Here is a 23,307-nt window from a genome sequence, read left to right on the forward strand (position 1 = left end):
GTGAATCCGTGCACAGATTCCATGTGTGACGACGTGTAGTGCCTCATCGCGGCACGATCTGTCGCGCTGCGTCACCCATCCGGCCAGCCACGCGGCATGCGCAGGCTCGCCCCGCCAGACCGGGCGGACCCGATCGATGCAGACTCGATGATTACCGGAGCGATCTGCCTTTAGTGGACGCCGGGTGTCGTCGACAGTGGCGTCAGCGCGTCGCCATGAGCGCGAGTACGGTCGCCACTTCCACCATCTCCACCATCGCCCCGGCGGTATCGCCGGTGAAGCCGCCAAGGCGAATCACGCACGCGCGCCGCCAGCAGGCGCCGACGACGAGGCCGACGCCGATTGCGATGGCGCCCCGCGCGCCGAAGCAGGCGGCAACGGCCACCGCGATGAAGAATGACGCCCGGCAGCCGGTGGCCGAAGCGCCGCGCAAGGCATCACCCATCCCGCCCTTGCGGACATACGGCGTGGTGAGAAACAGGCCGACCAGCGCCGCGCGCCCCAGCAGGGGCGGCAGCACCAGTAACAAGGGATCGGCCAGCGAGGCCAGCGCCGAGAATTTGAGCAACAGGACGAGCACCAGAGCGACGATGGCCGCCGGCCCGCTGCGCGGATCCTTCATGATCGTCAGGGTGCGTTCGCGATCGCCCATCCCGCCGATCCACGCGTCGGCGCTGTCGGCAAGGCCGTCCAGATGCAGGGCACCGGTGAGCGCGACCCAGAGCAGAAGCAGGACGGCGGCTCCGGGTAGCGTCGCCCATCGCTGCGCCACGAGGGCCAGCGCGCTGAGCGCCAGGCCGATCACCAGTCCCACGAAGGGGTACCACTTCAGCGAAGCGGCCTGTTCGCGCTCACCCATCGGCACGCGAGGCATCGGGATGCGCGTGAGGAAGGCGAACGCGGTCACGAGTCCGCGCATTACGGTGTCCAGGCGACCCGATGCAGCGACGCGTGCGGAACGTCGATGCCCGCCATGTCACCGAAGCAGCGATGTTCCGCCACGCAACGGAGCAGGCGAATCGCACCGCCGTGGGTCACGACGAGCACGCGCGCATCGCTCGCCTCCACCGCGATATCGTCGAGCGCCGCCGACAGTCGCTCGCGAAAGGCGTCGAATGTTTCCGCGCCCGGGGGCGGATGCATCACGGGGTCGGCCCAGAAGCGGCCGAGCGCATCGCCGTCCGTCTCCGCGATCGTCTCGACAGGCACGCCCTGCCAGTCGCCGAAGTGATACTCCACAAGCCGCGTATCGATGCGCAGCGGCAGACCGCGCCGTTCGGCAAGCTCGGTCGCGAAACGCGAACAGCGCGCCATCGACGAGCAGACGATGCGATCCCACTCATGGCCCAGCACCGCATCGCGGAGTTGCTGCCAGCCCAGCTCGGTCAGGGGATCGTCCAGCTGCCCGCGATAGCTTCGCTGGCCGGTATCGCCGTGGCGCAGCAGATCGATGCTCATGCCTCGGACACTCCGGCCTCGGCGAAGGTCGCCATCGAACCGTGCAGGGTGCAGGCCAGACGCAGCAGCGGGACGGCCAACGCGGCGCCACTGGCTTCGCCCAGACGCAGCTGGAGGTCGAGCAACGGCTCGCCACCCAGCGCGGCGAGTACGCGCGCGTGGCCGCGCTCCTGTGAGCGATGCGCAAACATCAGCCATGGGCGCACATCCGGACGCAACGCGACGGCCGCGAGCGCGGCCACGGAGGTGATGAAGCCATCGACGAGCACCGGCATGCCATGCTGAGCCGCGGCGATGAAGGCGCCGGTCAAGGCGGCGATTTCGAAACCGCCCAGACAGCGCAGGCATTCGAGCGGCGTGATGGCCGCCGCGTTGGCACGCAGCGCGCGCTCGATCGTCGCGGCCTTGCGCGCGATGCCCGCCTGGTCGAGTCCGGTGCCGGCGCCCACGAGCACATCAGGCGATTCACCCAGCAAGGCGCAGGCAAGCGCGCTGGCGACCGCCGTATTGCCGATACCCATGTCACCGCCGATGAAGACCTGCGCATCGGCGGCGACCGCGCGCTCGACACTACGTACGCCAGTGATCAGCGCCGCATCGAGCTGGGCATCCGTCATGGCCGGCCCCCCGGCGATATTCGCGGTCGACGGCGCGATGATTTCACGGCGTACGCCGGCGACGTCGCCCGGATCGTTGACCGTTCCGAGGCTGACGACGTCGAGGGTGGCGTTGAGCGCCCTCGCCAGCACGGATATCGCGGCGCCGCCGAGCGCGAAGTTACGCAGCATCTCGCCGGTGACCACCTGCGGGAACGCGGAGACACCTTCGACCGCCACGCCATGGTCGGCGGCGAACACCGCGATCCAGACCACGTCGACACGAGGACGCTCACGCCCCTGCAGCGCGGCGAGTTGCACGGCGAGCGATTCCAGCCTCCCCAACGAGCCGGGCGGCTTGGTCAGCGTCGCCTGACGCAAGGTCGCCGCCTCGGCGGCGGCGGCATCGGGGACCCGTGCGGGTGTGGCGAGCCAGTGCTTCATGGCAGGGTTCCTTTCAAAGCGAGGGGCAGGCCCGCGGCGGTGAACAACACCCGCTCGCAGCGCTGGGCCAGTGACTGGTGAAGCCGACCGGCTTCGTCGACAAACCGGCGGCTCAGCGCGCCCATGGGAGTGACACCCAGACCGACTTCGTTGCTCACGAACAGGATGTCGCCCGGCAACGTCGCCACCGTGGCCAGCAGCGCCTCGTGCTCACTGCCGAAATGACGACCGTCGTCGATGCCCAGCAGATTGGACAGCCACAAGGTGAGGCAATCGACGAGTACGCAGCGATGCTCCGCCGCGTGCTCCCGAAGGACGCGGGCGAGCATCAGCGGCTCTTCCACGGAGGTCCACGACGCGGGCCGCCGTGCGCGGTGATGCGCGATGCGTTCGGCCATCTCCAGGTCGAGCGCCTGCGCGGTGGCCACGTACACCACCTCGCGGCCGGACGCGCTGGCCAATCTCTCCGCCAGCGCACTCTTGCCGGAGCGGGCTCCGCCCAGAATCAGGGTCTGCATGCATCGAGTCCAAAAAGTCGGGTGAGTACCGCCGTATTCATGTGCGCGTCTATCGTGTCGGCCAGGCGGTCGATCGTCGCCTCGCGTAACGCGCCGAGGTCGAAGGGCGCCGGCCCATCGAGACCCGCGTGTCCCAGCCATGCGCGCAAGGCATCCGGGTGATCGAACAGCCCGTGCAGGTAGGTACCGATGACGCGTCCATCGTCGGAGCGCGCGCCGTCGTCGCGCCCGTCGTCCAGCACGACGGCGGGATGCTTCATCCCCGCGCCGGTGCTTACACCGCAGTGAATCTCGTAACCGGTGACGGTGGCATCGCTGCCACTCACCTGGCCGCTGACGATGCGCAACTGTTTGGCGGGCGCCAGTGTCGTTTCGAGGTCGAGCAGGCCGAGCCCGCTGCTGGAGCCCGCGACCCCTTCGACGCCAAGCGGGTCGTGCACCGCGTGGCCGAGCATCTGCATGCCGCCGCAGATGCCGATGACGTGGCCGCCGTAACGGACGTGCCGGAGGATGGCCTGGTCCCAGCCCTGAGACCGCAGCCATGCCAGATCCGCGCGGGTGGACTTCGATCCGGGCAGGACGATCAGGTCGCATGCCGGAAAGCTCTCGCCCGGACCGACGAAGACACATGCCACATCGGGATGCAGGCGCAGCGCGTCCAGATCGGTGTGATTGCTGATCCGTGGAAGCGCGGGCACGGCCACACGCAGGCGCGCGTGCTCGCGACGCACCCGGTCCCGCGGCAAGGCGTCTTCGGCTTCCAGCACCATGCCGTGAAGATAGGGCAGGACGCCCAGTACCGGCTTGCCTGTTTCACGCTCCAGCCAGTCGAGACCGGGCTGGAGCAGCGCGGTATCGCCGCGAAAGCGATTGATGACGAAGCCCGCCACGCGGTTACGTTCGCTCTCCGACAGCAAAGCCAGCGTGCCGACGAGATGGGCGAAGACGCCGCCACGATCGATGTCGGCCACCAGAATGACAGGACAGTCGACCGCCTCGGCGTACCCCATATTGGCGATATCGCGATCGCGCAGGTTGATCTCGGCGGGGCTCCCGGCACCTTCGACGACGATCGCCGCATAGGCATCGGCGAGTCGCGCATGCGACGCGAGCACCGCGTCCATCGCGACACGTTTGTACGCGTGATAGCCGACGGCGTCCATGTTGCCGACGGGGTGTCCGTGGACGATCACCTGCGCACCGGTGTCGCTGTTCGGCTTGAGCAGCACGGGGTTGAAATCGGTATGCGGCATGACGCCCGCCGCCTGCGCCTGCACCGCCTGTGCGCGACCGATCTCGCCGCCATCGACCGTGACGGCTGAATTCAATGCCATGTTCTGCGGCTTGAACGGCGCGACCGCGACACCGCGGCGGCGCAGCCAGCGGCACAGCGCGGCGACGACGGTGCTCTTGCCCGCGTCGGACGTGCAACCCTGCACCATGAGTACGCGCGCGCTCAAGCCAGCACCTCGGTCAGTGCCACATCCAGGCGATCGAAGCCAGCCTCGTCGCCTGGCAGGCCGAAACGCAGCGCCGGCGGATCGTCGAAGCGGCGGGTAAGGATGGCACGCGCCGCGAGGGCGTCGTGGAGACGAGCGGCGTCGGGGTGGCGACAATACTGAAAGAGATCGCAGCCACCGTCGGGACGCAGTCCGTGCTTCGTCAGCAATGCGACCAGCCGCGCACTGTCCTCGTGCAGCCGCGCGCGCATGGCGATCTGCCAGTCGACGTCGGTCAGCGCCGCCTTCACGACGTGGCGCGTCGGCCCGCTCAGCGTCCACGGCCCCAGACATTCACGCAGCGCCTCCAGCAGGCCCGGCGACGACGCGACAAACCCCGCGCGCACGCCGGCGAGGCCGAAGAACTTACCCACCGAGCGCAAGACGATCAGACCGTCGCATGCCGCGGCGCACAGCGTGCCGTCCGGTCGCGTGTCGATGAACGCCTCGTCGACGATCAACCAGCCACCGCGCGACGCGAGCGATGCGTGCAACGCGAGCAGCGCCTCGCGACGGAACCGGTCGCCGCCAGGGTTATTGGGATGAATCAGCACGATCACGTCGAAGTCGGCGGCGCGTTCGAACAAGGCATCCGCCGGACACTCGCGGACGTCGTGACCGTGTTGCCGCCACGCATGCGCATGCTCGTTGTAGCCCGGCGAGATCACGCCCACACGCGAGCGTGGCCGCATGCGCGGCAACGCCATGATCGCCGCCTGCGAGCCGGGAACGGCCAGAAGATGCGGCGCCGCGTAGCAGGCGCGGGCCGCGTGCATGAGCCCGTCGTCGTCCTCGGGCAACCGGTGCCATGCCACGGCTGGTACGGCGGGCACGGGATAGGCGTACGGGCTGATACCCGTCGACAGATCGAGCCAGCGTTCGCGTGGAATGCCGTGCTGTGTCACCGCACGAGCCAGACGTCCGCCGTGCTCAAGCATGCGTGGCTACTCCAGCCACGAGTGCGAGACCGATCCAGATCGCTACGCCTCGGTCGACGAGACGCAGGGCGCGTCGTATCGAGGTGGCGTCGGGCGCATCTCCTGTGCCGAGGACAGGACGGTCTTCCCACTGACCGTGGTACGGCGCGGGCCCACCCAGTTGCACGTTCAGCGCGCCCGCACCGGCGGCCATCACCGGGCCGGCGTTGGGGCTGTCCCACAACGGTGCCTGCGTCGCCCAGCAACGACGTGCCGTCGTGAATTCGCCCGCCAGCGCATACGTCAGCGCGGTGAGCCTTGCGGGGATGAACCCGAGCACGTCGTCGATGCGCGCCGCCGCCCAGCCGAAGCGCAGATAGCGCGGCGTCCGGTAGCCCCACATCGCATCCAGCGTATTCGCCAGACGGAACACCAGCACGCCCGGCGCGCCCAGCAACAGAAACCAGAACAGCGCACCGAAGACGGCGTCGTGTCCGTTCTCGAGGACGGATTCCGTCGCGGCGGCGGCAACACGCGAGGCATCCAGGGCCTCCGTATCGCGGCTGACCATGCGACCGACCGCCTGCCGCGCCGCACCGATATCTGCCGCGCTCAGCGCATCGGCGACGGGCAACGCGTGCTCCGCGAGGCTGCGCCGACCCACGGCGAGATACAGCACCACTGTATCGATGACAAACCCGGGCGCGGTGGGCACCCCGTATCGGATCAGGGCGAGCAGTCCGACCAGCGGAAGCACCGCCAGGCACCAGGCCAGGATCCCCCGGGGGCGGCGACCGGCATAAAGCTGTCGCTCGATCCATTGCGCGAGATGGCCGAAGCCGACCAGCGGGTGCGCGCGTCGTGGCTCACCCCACCATGCATCGAGCAGCAGCGCCGCGAGCATCGCGAAGGCGGTGGTCACGGCAGGAAAAGACGCAGCGCGGCGTCGATATTCGATGGGAAATAAAAGTGCACGAAGCTGGCGGTCATGCGCCCACGGCGGTAGACCGCCTCGGCGGTGGGCCCGCCATTCGGGTTGCTCGCCATCGCCAGCGCCGTAGTGGCGATCGTCGCCTTCGCATAGTGGAACGAATGACCGCGCAGGAGCCCTTCGGGCAGATCGACCGACTGCATCCCGAGCGCCGCCATGCGCGGCTGCATCGTCGCGTCTCCGGCGATCAGCCCAGCCATGCTGGCTGTACGGCCATGCGTGTCGGTGAGCCGGTCGAGGGCATAGAGCAGACCGCCGCACTCCGCCAGCAGGGGGCGTCCGGCATCGACATGCGCGTGCAGATCGCGGCGCAGATCGTCACGGGTCGTCAGCGTGTCGAGGTGCAATTCGGGATAGCCCCCCGGAAGCCAGATCGCATCGCACGGGGGCAAGGCGTCACCCGCCAGCGGACTGAAGAAGATCAGATCCGCGCCGGCGTCACGCAGCACGTCGAGATTGGCCGGGTACACGAAGGCGAATGCTTCGTCGCAGGCGATGGCGATGCGGCGGCCGTCCAGCCGCCGCGTGGAATGTCGGTCGGCTGGTGCCTGGAAAACGACCGCGGGTGGCAGCTGGCCCACCGCCTCGACGGGCAACGCGTCGGCCAGCGCATCCAGCCGCGCATCGAGATCCGCCAGTTCCGAGGCGGACACGAGACCGAGATGCCGCTCGGGCAGACCCATGGCCGCATCGCGCGGGAGCGCGCCGTACCAGGTAAGCGCAGGCGGCAGGCTCTCGCGCAGCAAGGTGGCGTGGTAAGCGCTGCCGACACGGTTGGCGATCACGCCGTGCACGATGAGCCCGTCGCGATAACTGGCCAGTCCATGCGCCAGCGCACCGAACGTCTGCGCCATGGCACTGCCATCGATCACGGCAAGAACGGGCAAACCGAATCGCTGGGCCAGATCCGCGCTCGACGGGCGTCCGTCGAACAGGCCCATCACGCCCTCGACGAGGATCAGGTCCGCCTCCTCCGCCGCGGCATGGAGTCGCGCGCGAACGTCGTCTTCGCCACCCATCCAGGTGTCGAGCTGGTAAACCGGAGCGCCGGATGCGCGCTGGAGGATCATCGGGTCGAGAAAATCGGGTCCGGTCTTGAAGACGCGTACCTTGCGACCCGCACGCGCCTGCGCACGCGCCAGCGCCGCCGTCACACTGGTCTTGCCCTGCCCCGACGCAGGTGCCGAGACCAGCAGCGCGGGACACGAACGGCTCACAGTTCGATGCCCTTCTGCGCGCGGATACCCGCCTGGTAGGCGTGTTTCACGACGCGCATCTCGGTCACGGTATCCGCCAGTTCGACGAGCGCGTCCGGCGCGCCACGGCCCGTGATCACCACATGCTGTCGTTCGGGTCGCGCCCGGCAGGCGTCGAGCACGCGATCGAGCGGGATGTATTGCTTCACCAGCGCGATGTTCAGCTCGTCGAGCAGGATGAAATCGTATGCCGGGTCGGCGAGCATGCGCTCGGCGACATCCCACGCGGCCATGGCCGCCGCGATGTCGCGCGCCTTGTCCTGTGTCTCCCACGTATAGCCTTCGCCCATCACGTGGTAATCGAGCGGACCGTCTTCGAACATGCGGAAGAATGCCTCCTCGCCGGTGGAAAAACTGCCCTTGATGAACTGGACGACGCCACAACGAAAGCCATGGCCGAGCGACCGCGCCAGCATACCGAATCCGGACGAGCTCTTTCCCTTGCCGTTGCCGGTGTTGACCACGAGCACGCCGCGATCGATGGTCGCTTTCGCGATACGCCGGTCGATCAGCTCCTTCTTCCGGCGCATGCGGTCGCGATGACGAGCCTCCTCGTCCATGTCACTCCATGGCGTGGTGTCGCCGCTCATGCGTGGGTGGTACGGGCGTCCCGTGCCCGCGGTGCGAAGCGCCAGACCGCCGCCTGGACCACCTGAGCCACCAGCACATACGCCGCGGCGGCACGCACGAAGAGCGGCGCCCATTGCATGAAGCGCTGGACGTACTGGGTCATGTTGGTATCGGTGTAACGGCCACCCAGCCAGTAGAACGCACCATTGGATATGGCGTACGAGACCGTGGCGCAGACCAGCAATGCCGCGAAAACCATCGCATGCGATGCCAGTGAACCGTCGAAACGCGGTGCCACCAGGCGGCCGCCGTACCAGAGCACGGCGTACGCCAGCGGCATGAACGAATAGGCCACCGTGATGCAGAAGTCGCTCACGCCCGCGTAGCTGATCGAGACCCAGTCGATCAGCACGGCCAGGACGACGAAGGCCACGAAGGCCAGGTGCTTTCGCAGGTAGATACCCCCGAGGAAGAACAACGCCATCGACGCGTCGGGAAGATGCAGTACATCGCCGAAGTGATGAAAACGCGTGGCGATCATGATCAGCGCGAACCATGCCGACATGGCGACAAACAACGGACGTGACAGGGGTTTCATCGGGGCGTACCTCGTACGGGGGGACGGATTACGAGCGGGGCTGGTAACGGAACGTGAGCATGTAGTTGCGACCCAGCTGATTGAAGTAACGCGCGGTCTCGTAGTGGCGATCGAAGACATTCTTGCCGGCCAGCTCCACCGACCACGCCGGCGCGAAGGCGTACGCGATGCGCAGATCGGTCAGCGCGTAGCCACCCAGCCGGTGCAGGTTGGTCGAGTCGTCATAGCGATAGCCCGAGGCGAACACACTGGCACCGACGCTCAGCGCGCCGAACGAGCGGTCGACGTCGATATTCGCGGTACGGCGGGCACGTCGTGGCAACAGGTTGCCCTTGCTGTCGTCGTCGCTATCGTCTTCCGGCTGCAGCCACGTCGCGTTACCCGAGAGGCGCCAGTCGGCGACGGTGGTGTCGGCTGCCAGCTCCACGCCACGGATCCGTGCGCGGTCGATATTGTTCGCGCCGCCAAACGGGAACAGCGGACCGGTCAGGCTCGAGTCGAAGACGATGAGGTTGTCGATGTGATTCTGGAAGGCATTGATCGACCAGTTACCCCACGTGGGCGTGCCGCGCAGCCCCAGCTCCCAGTTGCGGGACGTTTCCGGGCGGAGGTCCGGATTGCCGTAGTCGGGGTAGTACAGGTCGTTGAACGTCGGTGCCTTGAACGCGGTGCCGTAGCTGCCGGTGACACGCAGGTCCTTCGTCAGCATGTAGCCGTACTGCAGGCTGCCGGTGGTCTTGCCGCCGAACTGGCTGTTCTCGTCACGGCGCAGACTGGCCTGGATCGAGCTGTCGCCGAATGCCTGCAGCCACTGGCCGAAAATCGCGTGGTTGCGACGCGCATCGACGAAGTAGTCGGTACTGCCGACGACGCGATCGCGCTGCCAGTCGTAACCGAGCGTGGTCTGGCCTGCGTCCCCACCGACGTGACCGAGGTCCGCCTGCACCGAGGCGACGTCGCGATGCGTGTTGAACGTATCGGCGTAGACGCCGTTCTCGTAGTCGGTCGAGAAGTCACCGCTGCGACCGAGGTTGAGGGTGAATTTCACGTCCTTCGACGGCGTATAGCGCAGACGGCCGCCAACGACCTGCGTCGACGAGTCGGCGAAGTTGCTGCTGGTGCCGTCGTAATGGTTGGCGCCTTCGGTGCGCATGGCATTGACGTCGGCGTCCCACTGCTCGTCGAAGCGCCATCCGCCCTTCAGCGACAGCGCATTGTTGCGGTAACCGTCCTTGTCCGGCTCGTAGGTGTAGCAACCGCCGCCGCCCGGGCTGGGGCGGCCGCGGCATGCGTTGATGCCGTCGGTCTGGTCGTGGTTCGCTTCCACCGCGTACCAGCCGTTCGCGCCGCGTCCGCTGAAGCCGGCCGAGCCGCGCAAGGTGTCGTAGCTGCCGCCGCCGACGGAGAAGTTCGGCACGAAGCTGCCTTCCGGACGACGGGTGAAGATCTGGATGACGCCGCCCAGCGCGTCCGAGCCATAGAGACTGGAGAACGGGCCACGGACGATTTCGATGCGCTCGATCTGGTCGACCGGAATATCCTGGAAGGCCGCCGTACCGGAGGTCGCTGAACCTACCTTCACGCCATCGATCAGCACTAGCACGTGGTCGGACTCGGTGCCGCGCATGAAGACGGAGGTCGACTTGCCCGGGCCGCCGTTATTGGCGATGGACACACCGGGCGTCGCACGCAGCAGGTCGGCCAGCGAGCGCGGCTGCAGCCGCTCGATCCCGGCACGGTCGATCACCGTGGAGGCGGACAGCACCTGCGCCTGGGTCTGCTCGGTCCGGCTCGCGGTGACCACCACCTTGTCGAGGTCGGTGGAGGTGTCATCGGCGAAGGCCGCGGCGGGAACGAGGCATGCCATCGCGATGGCGACCGCGAGGGTGGAAATACGAAGCGACACGTGGTGACTCCTGCACTACCGCGCCCATCCGCGCGGCATGAATGGCGAGAGACAGGGAGACGGTAGCGGGGATCGCCGATGGCGGAAGGCCGGCCGGCCACCCACGACATGGCCCTCCGCCTGTCCGGTGTTACCTCGAAGGCCGGTCTCCGGGCTTGCGAGCGCAGGGAGAATCCCTGCCGGTCGGCGCCTTCCCATGCCTTTCGGGGCACAGTGGCTTCATGCAGACCTTTGGCTCGCCTACCGTTGCGGGGGCAGCTCCGGAATGACGCGGACCTCGTGGATCGCGCGGGTCACCGGATTCCCGTTTCAATCCCCGGCTGCGACGCCGGGAATCACCTTGGGCGGCGGTAGTGTATCCGAAGCATGAACGCGGCGGTCGCGCCAGCGCAGGAACGGGCGCTCGACACCATAGTGAAGCAGCGCACCGCCAGCCAGGGTCGCGGACGCATAGATGGCGAAACGGACGAAGCGATGACCGGCCAGACCGTCACCGAGCAGCCCCTCCGTCAGATGAAAAACGCCTTTGTGGCAGAGATAGAGGCTGTACGAAGCGGCGGCCAGCCATCCGGCACCGGGCACCCGCAGCCTTGCGAAGACGGTCGGGCCGCTGAAGGCGGCGACGAAGCCACCCATCGCCAGCGACAGCAGGGGGTAGCCGATGACGCAGGGCCAGAACAGGGGGCGTGCACCGTCGAAAAGGACCAGACAGACGCCAAGGAGAACGGTGGCGGCGCCGAGCACCCAGCCCCCGCGCGCATGGATCCATGCCATCCACTGCGGGCGATACACCCCGCACGCCGCCAGGGCGACACCGGCGACGAGCCCATCCAGGCGCGGCCACGTGGGGTAATAGAGGTAACGGAGATAGACCAGGCCCGCACTGATGTCCGTATCACGAGCCGGTCCCAGCAAATCGGACCACAGCCACGCCCGCAACAGGAGGCCGCCGGCGACCACCGCGACGCATACGGTGATGAACTTCCACAGAGCGGGTTTGCGCGTCAGCGCGAAGGCCAGCAAGGGAAAGACGAGATAGAAGTGTTCTTCCACGCATAGCGACCACACGTGGGAGAACGCATAGTTGTCGCCGTTGTCGAACAACAGGTTGAAGGTAAACGTCGGAAATTGCCACAACGGCTGCATACCCGGCGTTTCTCGCCATGCCGGCCATAACGCATACATCGCCAGCACGACGATGAACGCAGGAAATATCCGTACGAAACGGCGCCGGTAGAAGCCAGGGAAATCGAGTCTTCCGGTGGTCTTCAGGGACTTCAGCACCTGCGTGCCGATGAGGTAGCCGCTCAGCACGAAGAACAGGTCGACGCCTATCCACCCCGACCATTCCAGCTTGCTGAAGCCCTCGCCGAGGCCGCCGACCAGATAACTGTGAAACAACATCACCCAGGCGATGGCGATCGCGCGCAGCGTGTCGAGGCCGGGAGTGCGGTTCATGCGTGGGATCCCCTGGGTGTCACGTCAATGTGCGGGCGCGTCCGGGCGGATGCACGGCGCGTTTATGGCGATTCGCGGGCGCGCTCATTGCCCGCGGTGCAACGCGGCGAGCAGGGCATCGATATAGGTACGACTTGCGCGCAGCGTCGCACCATCTTTCAATCGAACCACCGCGTCGCGGTTGGACCGTGGCAGGAGTTCGGCGACCTGATCCACCCGAACGATGGCCGAGCGGTGCACCCGGAGAAAGCGCAGCGGGTCGAGTCGCCTGGACAGCGTATGCAGGGTTTCGCGGAGCAGATACCGTTCGCCGCGTACATGCAGCGCCGCGTAATCGCCGTCGGCCTCGATCCACTCGACCTCGTCCGCAGCGACGTAGTGAATGCGGGCGCCGATGCGAATGGCGAAGCGTTCGGCCTGCCTCGTTGTCGTGGTCACCGCCCTGCCGAGTTGTCGACGAGCCCGTTCAATCGCTTCGGCGAAGCGTTCATCATCGATGGGCTTCAGCAGGTAATCCACCGCGCCCAGTTCAAAGGCACGGAGAGCGAAGCAGTCGTGCGCGGTCAACAGGATCGCCAACGGTCGGTCGGGAGGCGGTATGGCCGCCAGGGCATCGATACCGGTCAGGCCAGGCATCTGGACATCGACGATCGCGAGATCCACATCGGTTCGACGCATGGCGGCCAGCGCCTGACCATCCGCCGCCTCGGCGACGACGATAACGTCGGGCTCCGCATTAAGGCGGACCTGCACGCCCCTGCGAGCGAGGGGCTCGTCATCGACGACGGCGATGCGAATCATGCGGTTGTCCGCATGACGGCAGAGCGCACGGGCAAGGTGACCGCCGTGCGCCACCGATCGCCGCGAGGGCCAGCTTCCAGCAGGTGATTGCCGGGATAGAGCACATCGAGGCGGGCACGTACATTCGTCAGACCCACGCCCTGCCCTCCTGCTGAAGGCCCGTCGAAGCGATCGTTATCGACCCACACGCGAAGTGTTCCTCCGTCACGCTCGACACGAATGTCGATCCGGCCGCCCTCACGGCGGGGTGCGATGCCATGCCGGATGGCGTTCTCGACCAGCGGCTGCAGCAGGAGGTAGGGCACCTGCGCATCGAGCGTGTCCGGACCGGTGTGAATGTTCACGCGCAGCCGGTCGCCCAGCCGCGCCTTCTCGATATCCAGGTAGGTAGAGGTAAAGGCGATCTCGTCCGCGACCGTCACTTCGTGCCCGGGCGACTGCTCCAGCGTCGCGCGAAGAAAATCGCCCAGGCGGGCGATCATGCGCGTGGCATCGCGCTTACGATCGTCGCGTACCAGGGCCGAGATCGCATTCAGCGTGTTGAAAAGGAAGTGTGGCTGCAGCTGGTAGCGCAAGGCACGCAACTCCGCATCACGGGCCGCTTGCGATGCCTCGCGCAACCGAAGGCCTTCGGCGCGAAGTTCCGCCCCGTGCAGCACCATTGCCTGCATGCCACAAAAAGCGATCAGCGCCAGCCAGCAGCCGTCGAGCCCGCCGAACACCCAGGCCCAGCCGACCCGCGCTCGCATGGCCGGACTCGCGAGAAATTCGAGGGCGAAGAGTGCATTGGCGACGGACATCGCGTAGCTGATCGGCAGCAACCAGGCTGCCATCGTCCATGCGCTCGCCGCCCGTCGCCATAGCACGCGCTGGAGCCAGCCCAGCGGGACGATCCATGCCAGGTACGCAGCGGTGTAGAAGAGGCGAAACGCGAGGACCTTCGGATCGGCAAGCGACGGCAAACCCATCACCAGCATGCAGCCGAGGATAGGCAGGCCTGCGATCCAGGCCATGCCCGGCGATACTGTTACGTTCCTGTCTTCCCGCATGCGCCGCCCTCGTTCGCCCGGATCCGATTCTATCGGTCAGAAGTTCGACGAGTAGAGCATGGCCGCGATTTTCCAGCCGTCCGGCGTATGGATCATCTGCCAGGTTTCGGCGCCATGGTTGGCTATCTTGCCGTCGGCGAGGAAGTCGAAATCGAAGTAGACGGAGGCGACCGTTCCGTCGGTATCGATGCGGATGTTGTGGAAGCGCTCCTCGACCTGAACCTTGCCGGAGCCGATGAAGTCGGTGAACTGTTTGAGGGTGCCGGCTTTGTAAGCCGTGGTTACCTCGGAGTGTCTGGCCTTGACGCTCGTGAAGGACGCATCACCCAGTGAGGTGTACCAGGAGATGTTGTCGTTGAGAAACAGGGAGGAGACGCTTTTGGCGTCGTGAGCTTTCAATGCGGCCTGGAAGGTGTCGACGGCGTGCTGGATTTCGGCTTTGGGTGCGTCGGCGGCGAAGCAGGGGAGCGTGAGCAGGAGAGCGAATGCGCTGAATGCGGGGTGCAAGGACATGGTCAAGGCCTCGTACGTGGTGAGACGTACGAGGAGATCAGGTGTGGGGATGGGTCGCCAAGAGTGTGTGCGGTGGGGCGGGCGTGGAGTGCGATGAAACGGTTGGGAAGCGTTACTGGCACAACGGAAGTTCGCCGCGTCACCGCCTCGTTGGCTTTTCGCCGGCAGGGCTGGCTCCGACGACAGCGGGAAGCCGCCGGCGCCGCTTTCGCGGAGCCGGCGGCCCGGGTCGTATCAAACCTTACCGGTATAGCCCGATGGGCTCAGAGACAGCCGACGAGGCTGTCGTAGACGGAATTGCGGGACCCGGGGAGCTTGGCGTTGAGGGCGTCATCCGCCTTCATGGCCTCGTAGAACTGTTCCACCAGCATGTCCTTCGGCAGACGGATCTTGCACTTGTACAGCTTGCCGGCGGCCTGCACGGCACCGGACTTGGTGACCACCGAAGCGGTGGTCCCGGCAAAGGTCCACACGCACTGCTTCATGCTGCTTTTGGTCGCGTCGACCGAACAGGTCAGCTGCATAGGGCGGAGGTTGTGAAACTCGCCTTCGCAGAAGGTGTCGCCGCAGATCTTGTCGAAGCCACCGTTGAGCGTGGCTTCGACACCGGCGAAACGGTCGAGGCCGGCTTCCGCGGTCGGCCAGTTGACGATGTCGACGTACCGATCGGCGGCGGGCGGCGTCTGGGCGAAAGCCGCCAGCGGCAGGACGAGAAGAGCGGCAGCGAGGGTGTTTCGAAGCATCGTTGTGACTCCGTGGTTGAGGAGCACACATGACACCGTGTTCGGCGCGGCGGGTCTGTCCCGCCGCGCCCGGGGCACATCGTAGCGTTCGGGCGACGCTTCCTGTGGGACGCGATCCCTACAGCCAGTGGCCGTAGCGCTTGATGTAGATCGTCTTCATCACCTGGGTCAGCACACAGTAGGACGCCAGGGTGAGCGCCAGCCAGGCGAAGTAGATGCCCGGCAGCGGCTGCATGCCGATGCGCGCACCGATCGCCGTGTACGGAATGAACATGCCGATGATCATGATCGCGACGGTCAGCGCCAGTACCGGCGCCGATGCGACGCTCTGCAGGAACGGGATGCGTCGCGTGCGGATCATGTGCACGACCAGCGTCTGCGAAAGCAGACCCTCGATGAACCAGCCGGACTGGAACAGCGACTGGTGAGCGACATCGTTCGCCCCGAAGTAATGCCACATCAGCCAGAACGTCGTGATGTCAAACACCGAGCTGACCGGACCGATCCATACCATGAAACGACCGATGTCGCCCGCGTCCCACTTGCGCGGCACACGCAGGTATTCCTCGTCCATGCGGTCGAAGGGGATGGACAGCTGCGACAGGTCGTACAGCAGGTTCTGCACCAGAATCTGCAGCGGCAGCATCGGCAGGAACGGCAGGAACGCGCTCGCCACCAGCACGCTGAACACGTTGCCGAAGTTGGAGCTGGCAGTCATCTTGATGTATTTCATGATGTTGCCGAAGGTGATACGCCCTTCGATCACACCCTCTTCCAGCACCATGAGGTTCTTTTCGAGCAGGATGATGTCCGCCGACTCCTTGGCGATATCGGTCGCCGTATCGACCGAGATGCCCACGTCAGCGTCGCGCAGTGCCGGCGCGTCGTTGATGCCGTCGCCGAGAAAGCCCACCGTGTGACCACGGCGCTGCAGCGCCTTGACCACGCGCGCCTTCTGCACGGGCGACATCTTGGCGAAGACGGTGGTGCGCTCCACCATCGCATCGAGAGCATCGTCGTCGAGCTGTTCGATATCGCGACCCAGGACGGACTCCTGCACATCGAGACCGACCTCGGTGCAGATCTTGCGCGTCACCGCCTCGTTGTCGCCGGTGATGACCTTCACCGCCACGCCGTGGTGGTTCAGCGCGCGAATGGCGGTCGCCGCGGAGTCCTTCGGCGGATCGAGGAACGCGAGGCAGCCGACAGCCGTGAGGCCCGCTTCGTCCGCCACGCCATAAGCGCGGTCGCCGGTGGGATCGCGACGAACGGCGACGATCAGCACGCGGAGCCCGTCCTCGTTGAGGCGATTTGTCATGGCGCGGATCTCGGCGCGCTTCTCCGAGGTCATCAGCTCCGTGACGTCACCGATGCGGGCCTCGCTGCAGATCGCCAGCATCTCTTCCACGGCGCCCTTGCAGACCAGCAACTGCTCGCCCTGCCCGTCCGCCACCACCACCGACATGCGGCGGCGCTGGAAGTCGAACGGAATCTCGTCGACGACGTGGAAGCGACGTGCCACCGGCTCGAGGTCGCGGTGGGCCAGCACCGCCTTGTCCATCAGGTTGCGCAGGCCGGTCTGGAAGCGGCTATTGAGGTAGCCGTACTCCAGCGCGTCGTCGGAGTCGTCGCCGTTGAGGTCGACGTGACGCTCGAGCACGATCTTGTCGAGCGTCAGGGTGCCGGTCTTGTCCGTGCACAGCACGTCCATGGCACCGAAGTTCTGGATCGCGTTGAGGCGCTTCACCACCACCTTGCGCTTCGACATGGCGATGGCGCCCTTGCCGAGGTTGGCGGTGACGATCAGCGGCAGCATTTCGGGGGTCAGGCCCACGGCGACCGACAGGCCGAACATGAAGGCGCCCAGCCAGTCGTGCTTGTCGAAGCCGTTGATCAGGAAAACGACCGGCACCATGACCGCCATGAAGCGAATCAGCAGCCAGCTCACCGAGGAGATACCGCGGTCGAAGCTGGTCTGAACGCGCTCGCCCGAGAGCGTGTGCGCCAGCGAGCCCAGGTAGGTGCGCGCACCCGTGGCCATCACCACGGCCGTCGCGGTGCCGGACACCACGTTGGTGCCCATGTAGCAAACGGTGGGCAGGTCGAGCGGGCCGTTGGCGTCGCTGGCGAGAGTGGCGCCGGCCGCGGGCGCGACTTTCTCGACGGGGATAGACTCACCGGTCAGGATCGCCTGGCTGATGAACAGGTCCTTGGCCGCCAACAGGCGGAGATCGGCGGGCACCATGTCGCCCGCCCCGAGATGAACGATGTCACCGACGACGAGTTCCTCGACCGGCACCTCGATACGCTCGGCGTGGCCGTCCTCGGCGCGGCGGGTCACCGTGGAGGTATTGCGGACCATCGCCTTGAGCCGCTCGGCGGCCTGCGACGAGCGAAACTCCTGGGTGAACGACAGCAGCACGCTGATGCCGACCATCACGCCGATGATGATCGGCCCGGTGTAGTCGTCCTCGGTGAACAGCTGCACGACCGCGAGCACGAGCAGCACGATGATGAACGGGTTGCGGAAGGCATGCAGCAGCTGGATCGACCAGTGCGGCGGCTTCTCGTGGCCCACCTCGTTGATCCCGTCGCGGTCGAGCCGCTCGGCGATGGCCTCTTCGTCCAGGCCGTCCGGCCGGGAATGCAGCGCGCGCAGCAACTCGTCCGCCGGACGGTAGGCGTCCGCGGCGACGGTGGTGAAGGTCTTGGCGGCGACGGCCGCCTGCGAGGTGTGCTTCTTCATGACTCGCTGCCTTTCCGGACGCGGTGTCCGGTAGGGCGCGGGCGGCTCTCAGCGCTTAGCTGAAGGCGTGCGCGCCGGCGCGGAGCCGACGTTCGGTGTTCCGGGTAAACGTGAGGAACGGCGTAAGCCGCGCCGTAGTGTCTATGTCGCTGTTCATCGTTACGGGAGTTTGACGTCAGCCGGTTTCGCCTGGCTTTCCGCAAGTTCCAGCGGACGCGGCACGGTGATCGTGCGCTTGGCCGGGGCGGAGACAGCGCCACGACGGCGGGCGAGAGCAAAAGCGAGACGGCGACCGAACATGCGCGGGCCGGTCTTTTCGATCTGGAGGTTCATGGCTCAATCCTCGGATAGCGGAAGCTCACGGCTTCCGACCGGGGAGAGCCGGACTTTCCCTAGCGGAGGAAAGCGCCGGCCGACCGGGTACGGTCGCCGTAGGCGTTGTTGTTTGCCAGCGCCGGGACCCGATGCGTGCGGGAGCCGGCGCGTCGACTAGGGTAGACGTCCATATGCCTGGGTAAGCTAAGAAGGGTGCCAGCCGAACCTGAGACGGCTCGGTAGCCGGGCAATTGTCGCGCCGCAGCGAAGATCGGTCAAGGGGTGGCGACGCTCCTACGCCGGTAGCGGGGCGGCGTCGGTGATTCGGGCTTCATACTCACGCGCCTCGCCCAACAACCATTCGCGGAAGCGCCCCACACCGCTGTGCGACTCGGACCGCTTCGGATACACGAGGTAATACGCTTCCGCCACCCGCAGCCGCTCCTTGCACAACACGGTCAACGCCCCGCACTCGATCAGCGACCGCGCCATGACCAGACGGCCAAGCGCGACGCCCATGCCTTCGAGCACCGCGCGCTGAAGGTGCTCGGTATTGTCGAAGCGGGCGACATATCGGGAAGGCAGTGGCATGCCGAACGCCTCGGCCCAGTCGTTCCACCGACCCGACGGATCGCCCAGCAGCGGCCAGCCTGCCAGCGACACGTCCGGCAGGCCGCCCATCTTGCGCACCAGCGACGGACTGGCGATCGGAACGATGTACTCGCCGAACAGACGATCCGACTTCGTACGCGGCCATGACCCGAGCCCGTAGCGGAACGCCACGTCGATCGTGGGCTCGCGGTCGAAGTCGACCACCGAGACGGATGACGAGAGGCTGAGCTCCAGTTCGGGATGCGCGCCCACCAGTTTCGGCAGTCGCGGTACGAGCCAGCTCGAGGCCACGGAAGGCATCACGCTGAGCGTCACGGCATCCTCGTGGCGACTCTCATAACGATTGAGGGCGTGCTCGATTCCCTCGAAGTGATGGCCGATCGCATCGAGCAGATGGGTGCCATCCGCCGTGAGGGTCACGCCGCGCGGACCCCGGTCGAACAGCGACCGCCCGAGACGCTCCTCCAGATTGCGGATCTGATGGCTCAACGCACTGACCGTGAGGTTCAGCTGTTCCGCGGCGCGCGACAGCTTGCCCGTACGGGCGACCAGGACGAACCCCTGAAGCAGACCGAGCGGGAGGCGGGACATGTGAATTTTCCTCAAGGCCGGGTTGCAAACATATCGCTTTTTAGCGCCCTGCGGAACGGGCACCCTTTAGCCCACTGATAGTCGCAAGGGGTTGCGACTCCACCGCACGGGAGCACGCTCATGGCATCGATCTTCACCGGCCTCGCCTTCATGCACGGTCACATCGTGGACCGCGATCTGGTCATGCGCCTGGGTCGCGAGGAGCCGACGCCGCAGGCAGGTGCAGGGGCCCCGGCGCCGGTCGCCCGTCCGCGAAAGGAATGGCCCCGAACCGTCGACGCAACCGCGGTGCACGCCGCGTGCCCCACCTGCTGCTGACCGACACATCACGTGAACCTTGCGTGCTTCACCATGGGGGTTTCCGCCCACATCGGAGAGACGCATGAAGCATCGTCAACTGGGACGCTCGTCCCTGCAGGTCGCGCCACTGGCGTTCGGTGGCAACGTGTTCGGCTGGAGTGCGGACGAAGCGCGCTCGTTCGAACTGCTGGACGCTTTCGTCGATCACGGGCTCAACCTGATCGACACGGCGGACGTCTATTCGCGCTGGGTCGAGGGTAACGAAGGGGGCGAGTCGGAAACCATCATCGGCCGCTGGCTGAAACAGTCGGGCAAGCGTGACAAGGTGCTGATAGCGACCAAGGTGGCCAAATGGGACCGCTATCCCGGCCTGTCGCCGGTCAACATCAGGGAGGCGGTGGAGGATTCGCTGCGTCGGCTTCAGACCGATCACATCGATCTGTATCAGGCGCATGAAGACGATCCGAAGGTGCCGCTGGAGGAAACCCTGCGCGCGTTCGACGACCTCGTGCAGGCGGGCAAGGTACGCGTCATCGGCGCATCCAATTTCGAAGCGACGCGTCTGGACGATGCCTTGAAGACGAGCGAGGAAAAAGGCCTTTCGCGCTACGAATCGCTGCAGCCCGAATACAACCTGATGGATCGCGCGGGGTTCGAAAGCGCACTGCAACCGCTCTGCGTCAGGGAGCGCGTCGGAGTGATCAGCTACTACTCGCTGGCCAGCGGGTTCCTCAGCGGCAAGTACCGCAGCGAAGCGGATCTGAGCAAGAGCAAGGCACGCGGCGGCAAGGTCAAGGCTTACCTCAACGACCGGGGCTATCGCGTCCTTGCCGCGCTGGATCAGGTTGCCGAAGCCCACAGCGCAAAGCCCGCGCAGGTGGCGCTCGCCTGGGTGATGGCGCAGCCTTCCATTGCTGCCGCCATTGCCAGCGCAACGACGGTGGAGCAGTTGGCGGAACTGGCGAAGGCCGCGGAGCTCACGCTGTCCAGCGAGCAGCTGGACGCACTGAAGCAGGCGTCGGATAGCTGAGGTCTGGCGATCAGTGACTGCCGCGTCGTCAGACGTCGGCCGTGTATAAAAAAACGGGCCCCGGTCGTCATGACGACCGGGGCCCGTGCGTTTCGCGGCCAGAGGCCGCTCCTACATGATCAGCGTGCGGCGTTCAGCGCATCCAGTGCCGCGTTGAGCGTAGCGCTCGGGCGCATCGCCGCGCTGACCTTCGCCATGTCCGGATGATAATAACCATCGATTTCGACGGCCTTGCCCTGCGCACCGTTGAGCTCCCCGATGATCTTGTCCTCGTTTTCAGCCAGCGTCTTCGCCACCGCCGTGAACTTCGCCTTGAGGTCGGCATCGTCGCTCTGTGCCGCCAGCGCCTCGGCCCAGTACATCGCCAGGTAGAAGTGGCTGCCGCGATTGTCGATCTCGCCGACCTTGCGAGCGGGCGACTTGTTGCTGTCGAGGAAACGGCCGTTGGCGATATCGAGCGTCTTCGCCAGCACGCGGGCATGCTTGTTGTCGTAGCGCTCGCCGAGGTGCTCGAGCGACGCGGCCAGGGCGAGGAACTCGCCGAGCGAATCCCAGCGCAGGTAACCCTCTTCGACAAACTGCTGGACGTGCTTCGGCGCCGAACCACCCGCGCCGGTCTCGAACAGGCCGCCACCCGCCATCAGCGGCACGATGGAAAGCATCTTCGCCGACGTGCCCAGCTCCATGATCGGGAACAGGTCGGTGAGGTAGTCGCGCAGCACGTTGCCGGTGACCGAGATCGTATCTTTCCCCTGGCGGATGCGCTCCAGCGAGAACGTCGTCGCGGCGACGGGATCGAGCACGCGGAGATCGAGGCCACTGGTGTCGTGATCCTTCAGGTAACGCTCGACCTTGGCGATCACCTGCGCGTCGTGCGCGCGGTTCCTGTCCAGCCAGAAGACCGCCGGGGTTTCGGAAAGACGGGCGCGCTGCACGGCGAGCTGCACCCAGTCCTGGATCGGCGCATCCTTGGTCTGACACATGCGCCAGATGTCGCCCTGCTCCACGGCATGTTCGAACACGACCGTGCCGTCGTCGGCGACGACGCGAACCGAGCCATCGGCGGGCACCTGGAACGTCTTGTCGTGCGAACCGTATTCCTCAGCCTTCTGCGCCATCAGGCCGACGTTGGGCACACTGCCCATCGTGGCCGGATCGAACGCCCCGTGGGCGATGCAATCCTCGATCACCGCCTGGTAGACGCCAGCGTACGAACGATCGGGAATCACCGCCTTCGTATCCTGCAACTTGCCTTCGGCATTCCACATGCCGCCGGAGTCGCGGATCATCGCCGGCATAGACGCGTCGACGATCACGTCGCTGGGCACGTGCAGATTGGTGATGCCCTTATCCGAGTTGACCATGGCCAGCGACGGACGGTTGGCGTATTCGGCCGTCAGGTCGGCTTCGATCGCGGCGCGGGTGGCTTCATCGAGTTTGCCGAGACGGGCGTAGAGGTCACCGATGCCGTTGTTGGCGTCGAAGCCGACCTGCTTCAGCGCGTCGGCGTGCTTTGCCAGCACGTCCTTGTAGAACTCGCGCACCACGATACCGAACATGATCGGGTCGGAGACCTTCATCATCGTGGCTTTCAGGTGCAACGAGAACAGCACGCCCTTAGCCTTCGCGTCGGCAATCTGCGCGTCGATGAACGACGACAGCGCCTTACGGCTCATGACCGCGGCGTCGACGATTTCGCCGGCTTTCACCGCGACCTTTTCTCTCAGAACCTTGCTGCTGCCATCCTTGCCGGCAAATTCGATGCGCAGGCTGCCGGCCTTGTCGATGGTCGCCGACTTTTCGCTGCCATAGAAATCGCCGCCTTCCATGTGCGAGACATGCGACTTCGACTCGGGCGACCACTTACCCATGCGATGCGGATGCTTGCGCGCGTAGTTCTTGACCGAAAGCGGCGCGCGGCGATCGGAGTTGCCTTCACGCAGCACCGGATTGACGGCGCTGCCCATGGCCTTGCCATAGCGCGCGTTAATCTCTTTCTCTTCGTCAGTCGACGGCGCGTCGACGTAATCGGGCAGCTTGTAGCCCTGCGACTGAAGCTCCCTGATGGCCGCCTTCATCTGCGGCACGGAGGCGCTGATGTTGGGGAGCTTGATAATGTTGGCTTCGGGCGTCGTCGCCAGCTCGCCGAGTTCGGCAAGGTGGTCGCCGATCTTCTGCTCAGCCGTGAGGCGGTCGGGGAACTGCGCGAGGATGCGACCGGCGAGCGAGATGTCGCGCGTTTCGACGGCCACACCCGCCGTGCCGGCGAAGGCTTCGACGATGGGCAGGAAGGAGGCGGTGGCCAGGAACGGCGCTTCGTCGGTGAGCGTGTAGATGATCTTGGGCGAGCTGGACATGATTCGGCGAGCCTTATGCTTGAGTGGGCCAGGTCATGG

At 66.0% G+C, this 23,307-nt stretch carries 21 protein-coding genes, 1 pseudogene and 1 riboswitch; of the genes and pseudogenes, 2 read left to right on the top strand and 20 right to left on the bottom strand.

Annotated elements, in window-relative coordinates:
* Positions 1–202: 202 nt before the first annotated feature.
* The 19 genes and pseudogenes from BLT40_RS16035 to BLT40_RS16120 form a co-directional block, all read right to left on the bottom strand.
* The gene (locus BLT40_RS16035) at positions 203–919 is read right to left on the bottom strand and encodes an adenosylcobinamide-GDP ribazoletransferase (protein ID WP_090354851.1); all 717 of its coding nucleotides are present in this window, start codon (positions 917–919) and stop codon (positions 203–205) included.
* Positions 919–1,458, bottom strand: coding sequence for a histidine phosphatase family protein (locus BLT40_RS16040; protein WP_090354854.1), 540 nt, complete (start codon positions 1,456–1,458; stop codon positions 919–921). The genes BLT40_RS16035 and BLT40_RS16040 overlap by 1 nt, the downstream gene beginning before the upstream one ends.
* Positions 1,455–2,498, bottom strand: coding sequence for a nicotinate-nucleotide--dimethylbenzimidazole phosphoribosyltransferase (gene cobT, locus BLT40_RS16045; protein WP_090354856.1), 1,044 nt, complete (start codon positions 2,496–2,498; stop codon positions 1,455–1,457). Before cobT ends, BLT40_RS16040 begins: the two co-directional genes overlap by 4 nt.
* On the bottom strand, positions 2,495–3,016 hold the full coding sequence (cobU, locus tag BLT40_RS16050) for a bifunctional adenosylcobinamide kinase/adenosylcobinamide-phosphate guanylyltransferase (RefSeq protein ID WP_090354858.1): 522 nt from the start codon (positions 3,014–3,016) through the stop codon (positions 2,495–2,497). Before cobU ends, cobT begins: the two co-directional genes overlap by 4 nt.
* A complete protein-coding gene (locus tag BLT40_RS16055; RefSeq protein ID WP_090354860.1) occupies positions 3,004–4,476 on the bottom strand; it encodes a cobyric acid synthase in 1,473 nt (490 codons plus the stop codon). The genes cobU and BLT40_RS16055 overlap by 13 nt, the downstream gene beginning before the upstream one ends.
* Entirely contained in the window at positions 4,473–5,453 is a 981-nt protein-coding gene (gene cobD / locus BLT40_RS16060) for a threonine-phosphate decarboxylase CobD (protein ID WP_090354864.1), read from the bottom strand. The genes BLT40_RS16055 and cobD overlap by 4 nt, the downstream gene beginning before the upstream one ends.
* Positions 5,446–6,336, bottom strand: coding sequence for an adenosylcobinamide-phosphate synthase CbiB (gene cbiB / locus BLT40_RS16065; RefSeq protein WP_218124573.1), 891 nt, complete (start codon positions 6,334–6,336; stop codon positions 5,446–5,448). Before cbiB ends, cobD begins: the two co-directional genes overlap by 8 nt.
* Positions 6,337–6,350: 14 nt before the next feature.
* Positions 6,351–7,640: a cobyrinate a,c-diamide synthase gene (locus BLT40_RS16070; protein WP_255364040.1), complete on the bottom strand. Its 1,290-nt coding sequence runs from the start codon at positions 7,638–7,640 to the stop codon at positions 6,351–6,353.
* The gene (gene cobO / locus BLT40_RS16075) at positions 7,637–8,239 is read right to left on the bottom strand and encodes a cob(I)yrinic acid a,c-diamide adenosyltransferase (protein WP_090354869.1); all 603 of its coding nucleotides are present in this window, start codon (positions 8,237–8,239) and stop codon (positions 7,637–7,639) included. The genes BLT40_RS16070 and cobO overlap by 4 nt, the downstream gene beginning before the upstream one ends.
* A 26-nt stretch (positions 8,240–8,265) precedes the next feature.
* Complete coding sequence (locus BLT40_RS16080; protein ID WP_090354870.1) at positions 8,266–8,847, bottom strand: hypothetical protein; 582 nt, start codon at positions 8,845–8,847, stop codon at positions 8,266–8,268.
* Between the two features lie 28 nt (positions 8,848–8,875).
* Positions 8,876–10,753, bottom strand: a complete 1,878-nt coding sequence (gene btuB, locus BLT40_RS16085) for a TonB-dependent vitamin B12 receptor (RefSeq protein ID WP_090354873.1) — start codon at positions 10,751–10,753, stop codon at positions 8,876–8,878.
* A 122-nt stretch (positions 10,754–10,875) separates the two neighbouring features.
* Positions 10,876–11,111: riboswitch (cobalamin riboswitch) on the bottom strand.
* Between the two features lie 23 nt (positions 11,112–11,134).
* A pseudogene (locus BLT40_RS16090) lies at positions 11,135–12,211 on the bottom strand (acyltransferase); the annotation flags it as partial.
* An 84-nt stretch (positions 12,212–12,295) separates the two neighbouring features.
* Complete coding sequence (locus tag BLT40_RS16095; RefSeq protein ID WP_090354875.1) at positions 12,296–13,012, bottom strand: LytR/AlgR family response regulator transcription factor; 717 nt, start codon at positions 13,010–13,012, stop codon at positions 12,296–12,298.
* Positions 13,009–14,025 carry a sensor histidine kinase gene (locus BLT40_RS16100; RefSeq protein ID WP_176809197.1) on the bottom strand — a complete coding sequence of 339 codons (1,017 nt, stop codon included), beginning with the start codon at positions 14,023–14,025 and terminating at the stop codon, positions 13,009–13,011. The genes BLT40_RS16095 and BLT40_RS16100 overlap by 4 nt, the downstream gene beginning before the upstream one ends.
* Positions 14,026–14,097: 72 nt before the next feature.
* Positions 14,098–14,574, bottom strand: coding sequence for a Cif family virulence factor (locus tag BLT40_RS16105; RefSeq protein WP_090354880.1), 477 nt, complete (start codon positions 14,572–14,574; stop codon positions 14,098–14,100).
* Positions 14,575–14,837: 263 nt separating this feature from the next.
* A complete protein-coding gene (locus tag BLT40_RS16110; protein WP_043691844.1) occupies positions 14,838–15,317 on the bottom strand; it encodes a hypothetical protein in 480 nt (159 codons plus the stop codon).
* Positions 15,318–15,435: 118 nt separating this feature from the next.
* Positions 15,436–18,063: a magnesium-translocating P-type ATPase gene (mgtA, locus tag BLT40_RS16115; protein WP_090354883.1), complete on the bottom strand. Its 2,628-nt coding sequence runs from the start codon at positions 18,061–18,063 to the stop codon at positions 15,436–15,438.
* Positions 18,064–18,222: 159 nt separating this feature from the next.
* Entirely contained in the window at positions 18,223–18,396 is a 174-nt protein-coding gene (locus BLT40_RS20345) for a hypothetical protein (RefSeq protein ID WP_176167716.1), read from the bottom strand.
* 276 nt (positions 18,397–18,672) lie between these two features.
* On the bottom strand, positions 18,673–19,581 hold the full coding sequence (locus tag BLT40_RS16120) for a LysR substrate-binding domain-containing protein (protein ID WP_079520699.1): 909 nt from the start codon (positions 19,579–19,581) through the stop codon (positions 18,673–18,675).
* Positions 19,582–19,701: 120 nt separating this feature from the next.
* Between BLT40_RS16120 and BLT40_RS16125 the strand changes: the two genes are divergently transcribed.
* A complete protein-coding gene (locus tag BLT40_RS16125; RefSeq protein WP_090354886.1) occupies positions 19,702–19,899 on the top strand; it encodes a hypothetical protein in 198 nt (65 codons plus the stop codon).
* A gap of 64 nt (positions 19,900–19,963) precedes the next feature.
* Positions 19,964–20,911, top strand: coding sequence for an aldo/keto reductase (locus tag BLT40_RS16130; RefSeq protein ID WP_090354888.1), 948 nt, complete (start codon positions 19,964–19,966; stop codon positions 20,909–20,911).
* A gap of 119 nt (positions 20,912–21,030) precedes the next feature.
* Here BLT40_RS16130 and BLT40_RS16135 read toward each other — a convergent pair whose 3' ends face one another.
* Positions 21,031–23,268 carry an NADP-dependent isocitrate dehydrogenase gene (locus BLT40_RS16135; RefSeq protein WP_090354892.1) on the bottom strand — a complete coding sequence of 746 codons (2,238 nt, stop codon included), beginning with the start codon at positions 23,266–23,268 and terminating at the stop codon, positions 21,031–21,033.
* Positions 23,269–23,307: the final 39 nt, after the last annotated feature.

It is taken from the genome of Dyella sp. 333MFSha, from assembly GCF_900102405.1.
Classification (GTDB): Bacteria; Pseudomonadota; Gammaproteobacteria; order Xanthomonadales; family Rhodanobacteraceae; genus Luteibacter; species Luteibacter mycovicinus.

Coding starts and splice junctions, on each gene's coding strand:
- BLT40_RS16035 (WP_090354851.1), bottom strand. CDS start 919: ATGCGCGGACTCGTGACCGCGTTCGCCTTCCTCACGCGCATCCCGATG.
- BLT40_RS16040 (WP_090354854.1), bottom strand. CDS start 1,458: ATGAGCATCGATCTGCTGCGCCACGGCGATACCGGCCAGCGAAGCTAT.
- cobT (WP_090354856.1), bottom strand. CDS start 2,498: ATGAAGCACTGGCTCGCCACACCCGCACGGGTCCCCGATGCCGCCGCC.
- cobU (WP_090354858.1), bottom strand. CDS start 3,016: ATGCAGACCCTGATTCTGGGCGGAGCCCGCTCCGGCAAGAGTGCGCTG.
- cobD (WP_090354864.1), bottom strand. CDS start 5,453: ATGCTTGAGCACGGCGGACGTCTGGCTCGTGCGGTGACACAGCACGGC.
- cbiB (WP_218124573.1), bottom strand. CDS start 6,336: ATGCTCGCGGCGCTGCTGCTCGATGCATGGTGGGGTGAGCCACGACGC.
- cobO (WP_090354869.1), bottom strand. CDS start 8,239: ATGGACGAGGAGGCTCGTCATCGCGACCGCATGCGCCGGAAGAAGGAG.
- BLT40_RS16080 (WP_090354870.1), bottom strand. CDS start 8,847: ATGAAACCCCTGTCACGTCCGTTGTTTGTCGCCATGTCGGCATGGTTC.
- BLT40_RS16095 (WP_090354875.1), bottom strand. CDS start 13,012: ATGATTCGCATCGCCGTCGTCGATGACGAGCCCCTCGCTCGCAGGGGC.
- BLT40_RS16100 (WP_176809197.1), bottom strand. CDS start 14,025: ATGGCCTGGATCGCAGGCCTGCCTATCCTCGGCTGCATGCTGGTGATG.
- BLT40_RS16105 (WP_090354880.1), bottom strand. CDS start 14,574: ATGTCCTTGCACCCCGCATTCAGCGCATTCGCTCTCCTGCTCACGCTC.
- BLT40_RS16110 (WP_043691844.1), bottom strand. CDS start 15,317: ATGCTTCGAAACACCCTCGCTGCCGCTCTTCTCGTCCTGCCGCTGGCG.
- mgtA (WP_090354883.1), bottom strand. CDS start 18,063: ATGAAGAAGCACACCTCGCAGGCGGCCGTCGCCGCCAAGACCTTCACC.
- BLT40_RS20345 (WP_176167716.1), bottom strand. CDS start 18,396: ATGAACCTCCAGATCGAAAAGACCGGCCCGCGCATGTTCGGTCGCCGT.
- BLT40_RS16120 (WP_079520699.1), bottom strand. CDS start 19,581: ATGTCCCGCCTCCCGCTCGGTCTGCTTCAGGGGTTCGTCCTGGTCGCC.
- BLT40_RS16125 (WP_090354886.1), top strand. CDS start 19,702: ATGGCATCGATCTTCACCGGCCTCGCCTTCATGCACGGTCACATCGTG.
- BLT40_RS16130 (WP_090354888.1), top strand. CDS start 19,964: ATGAAGCATCGTCAACTGGGACGCTCGTCCCTGCAGGTCGCGCCACTG.
- BLT40_RS16135 (WP_090354892.1), bottom strand. CDS start 23,268: ATGTCCAGCTCGCCCAAGATCATCTACACGCTCACCGACGAAGCGCCG.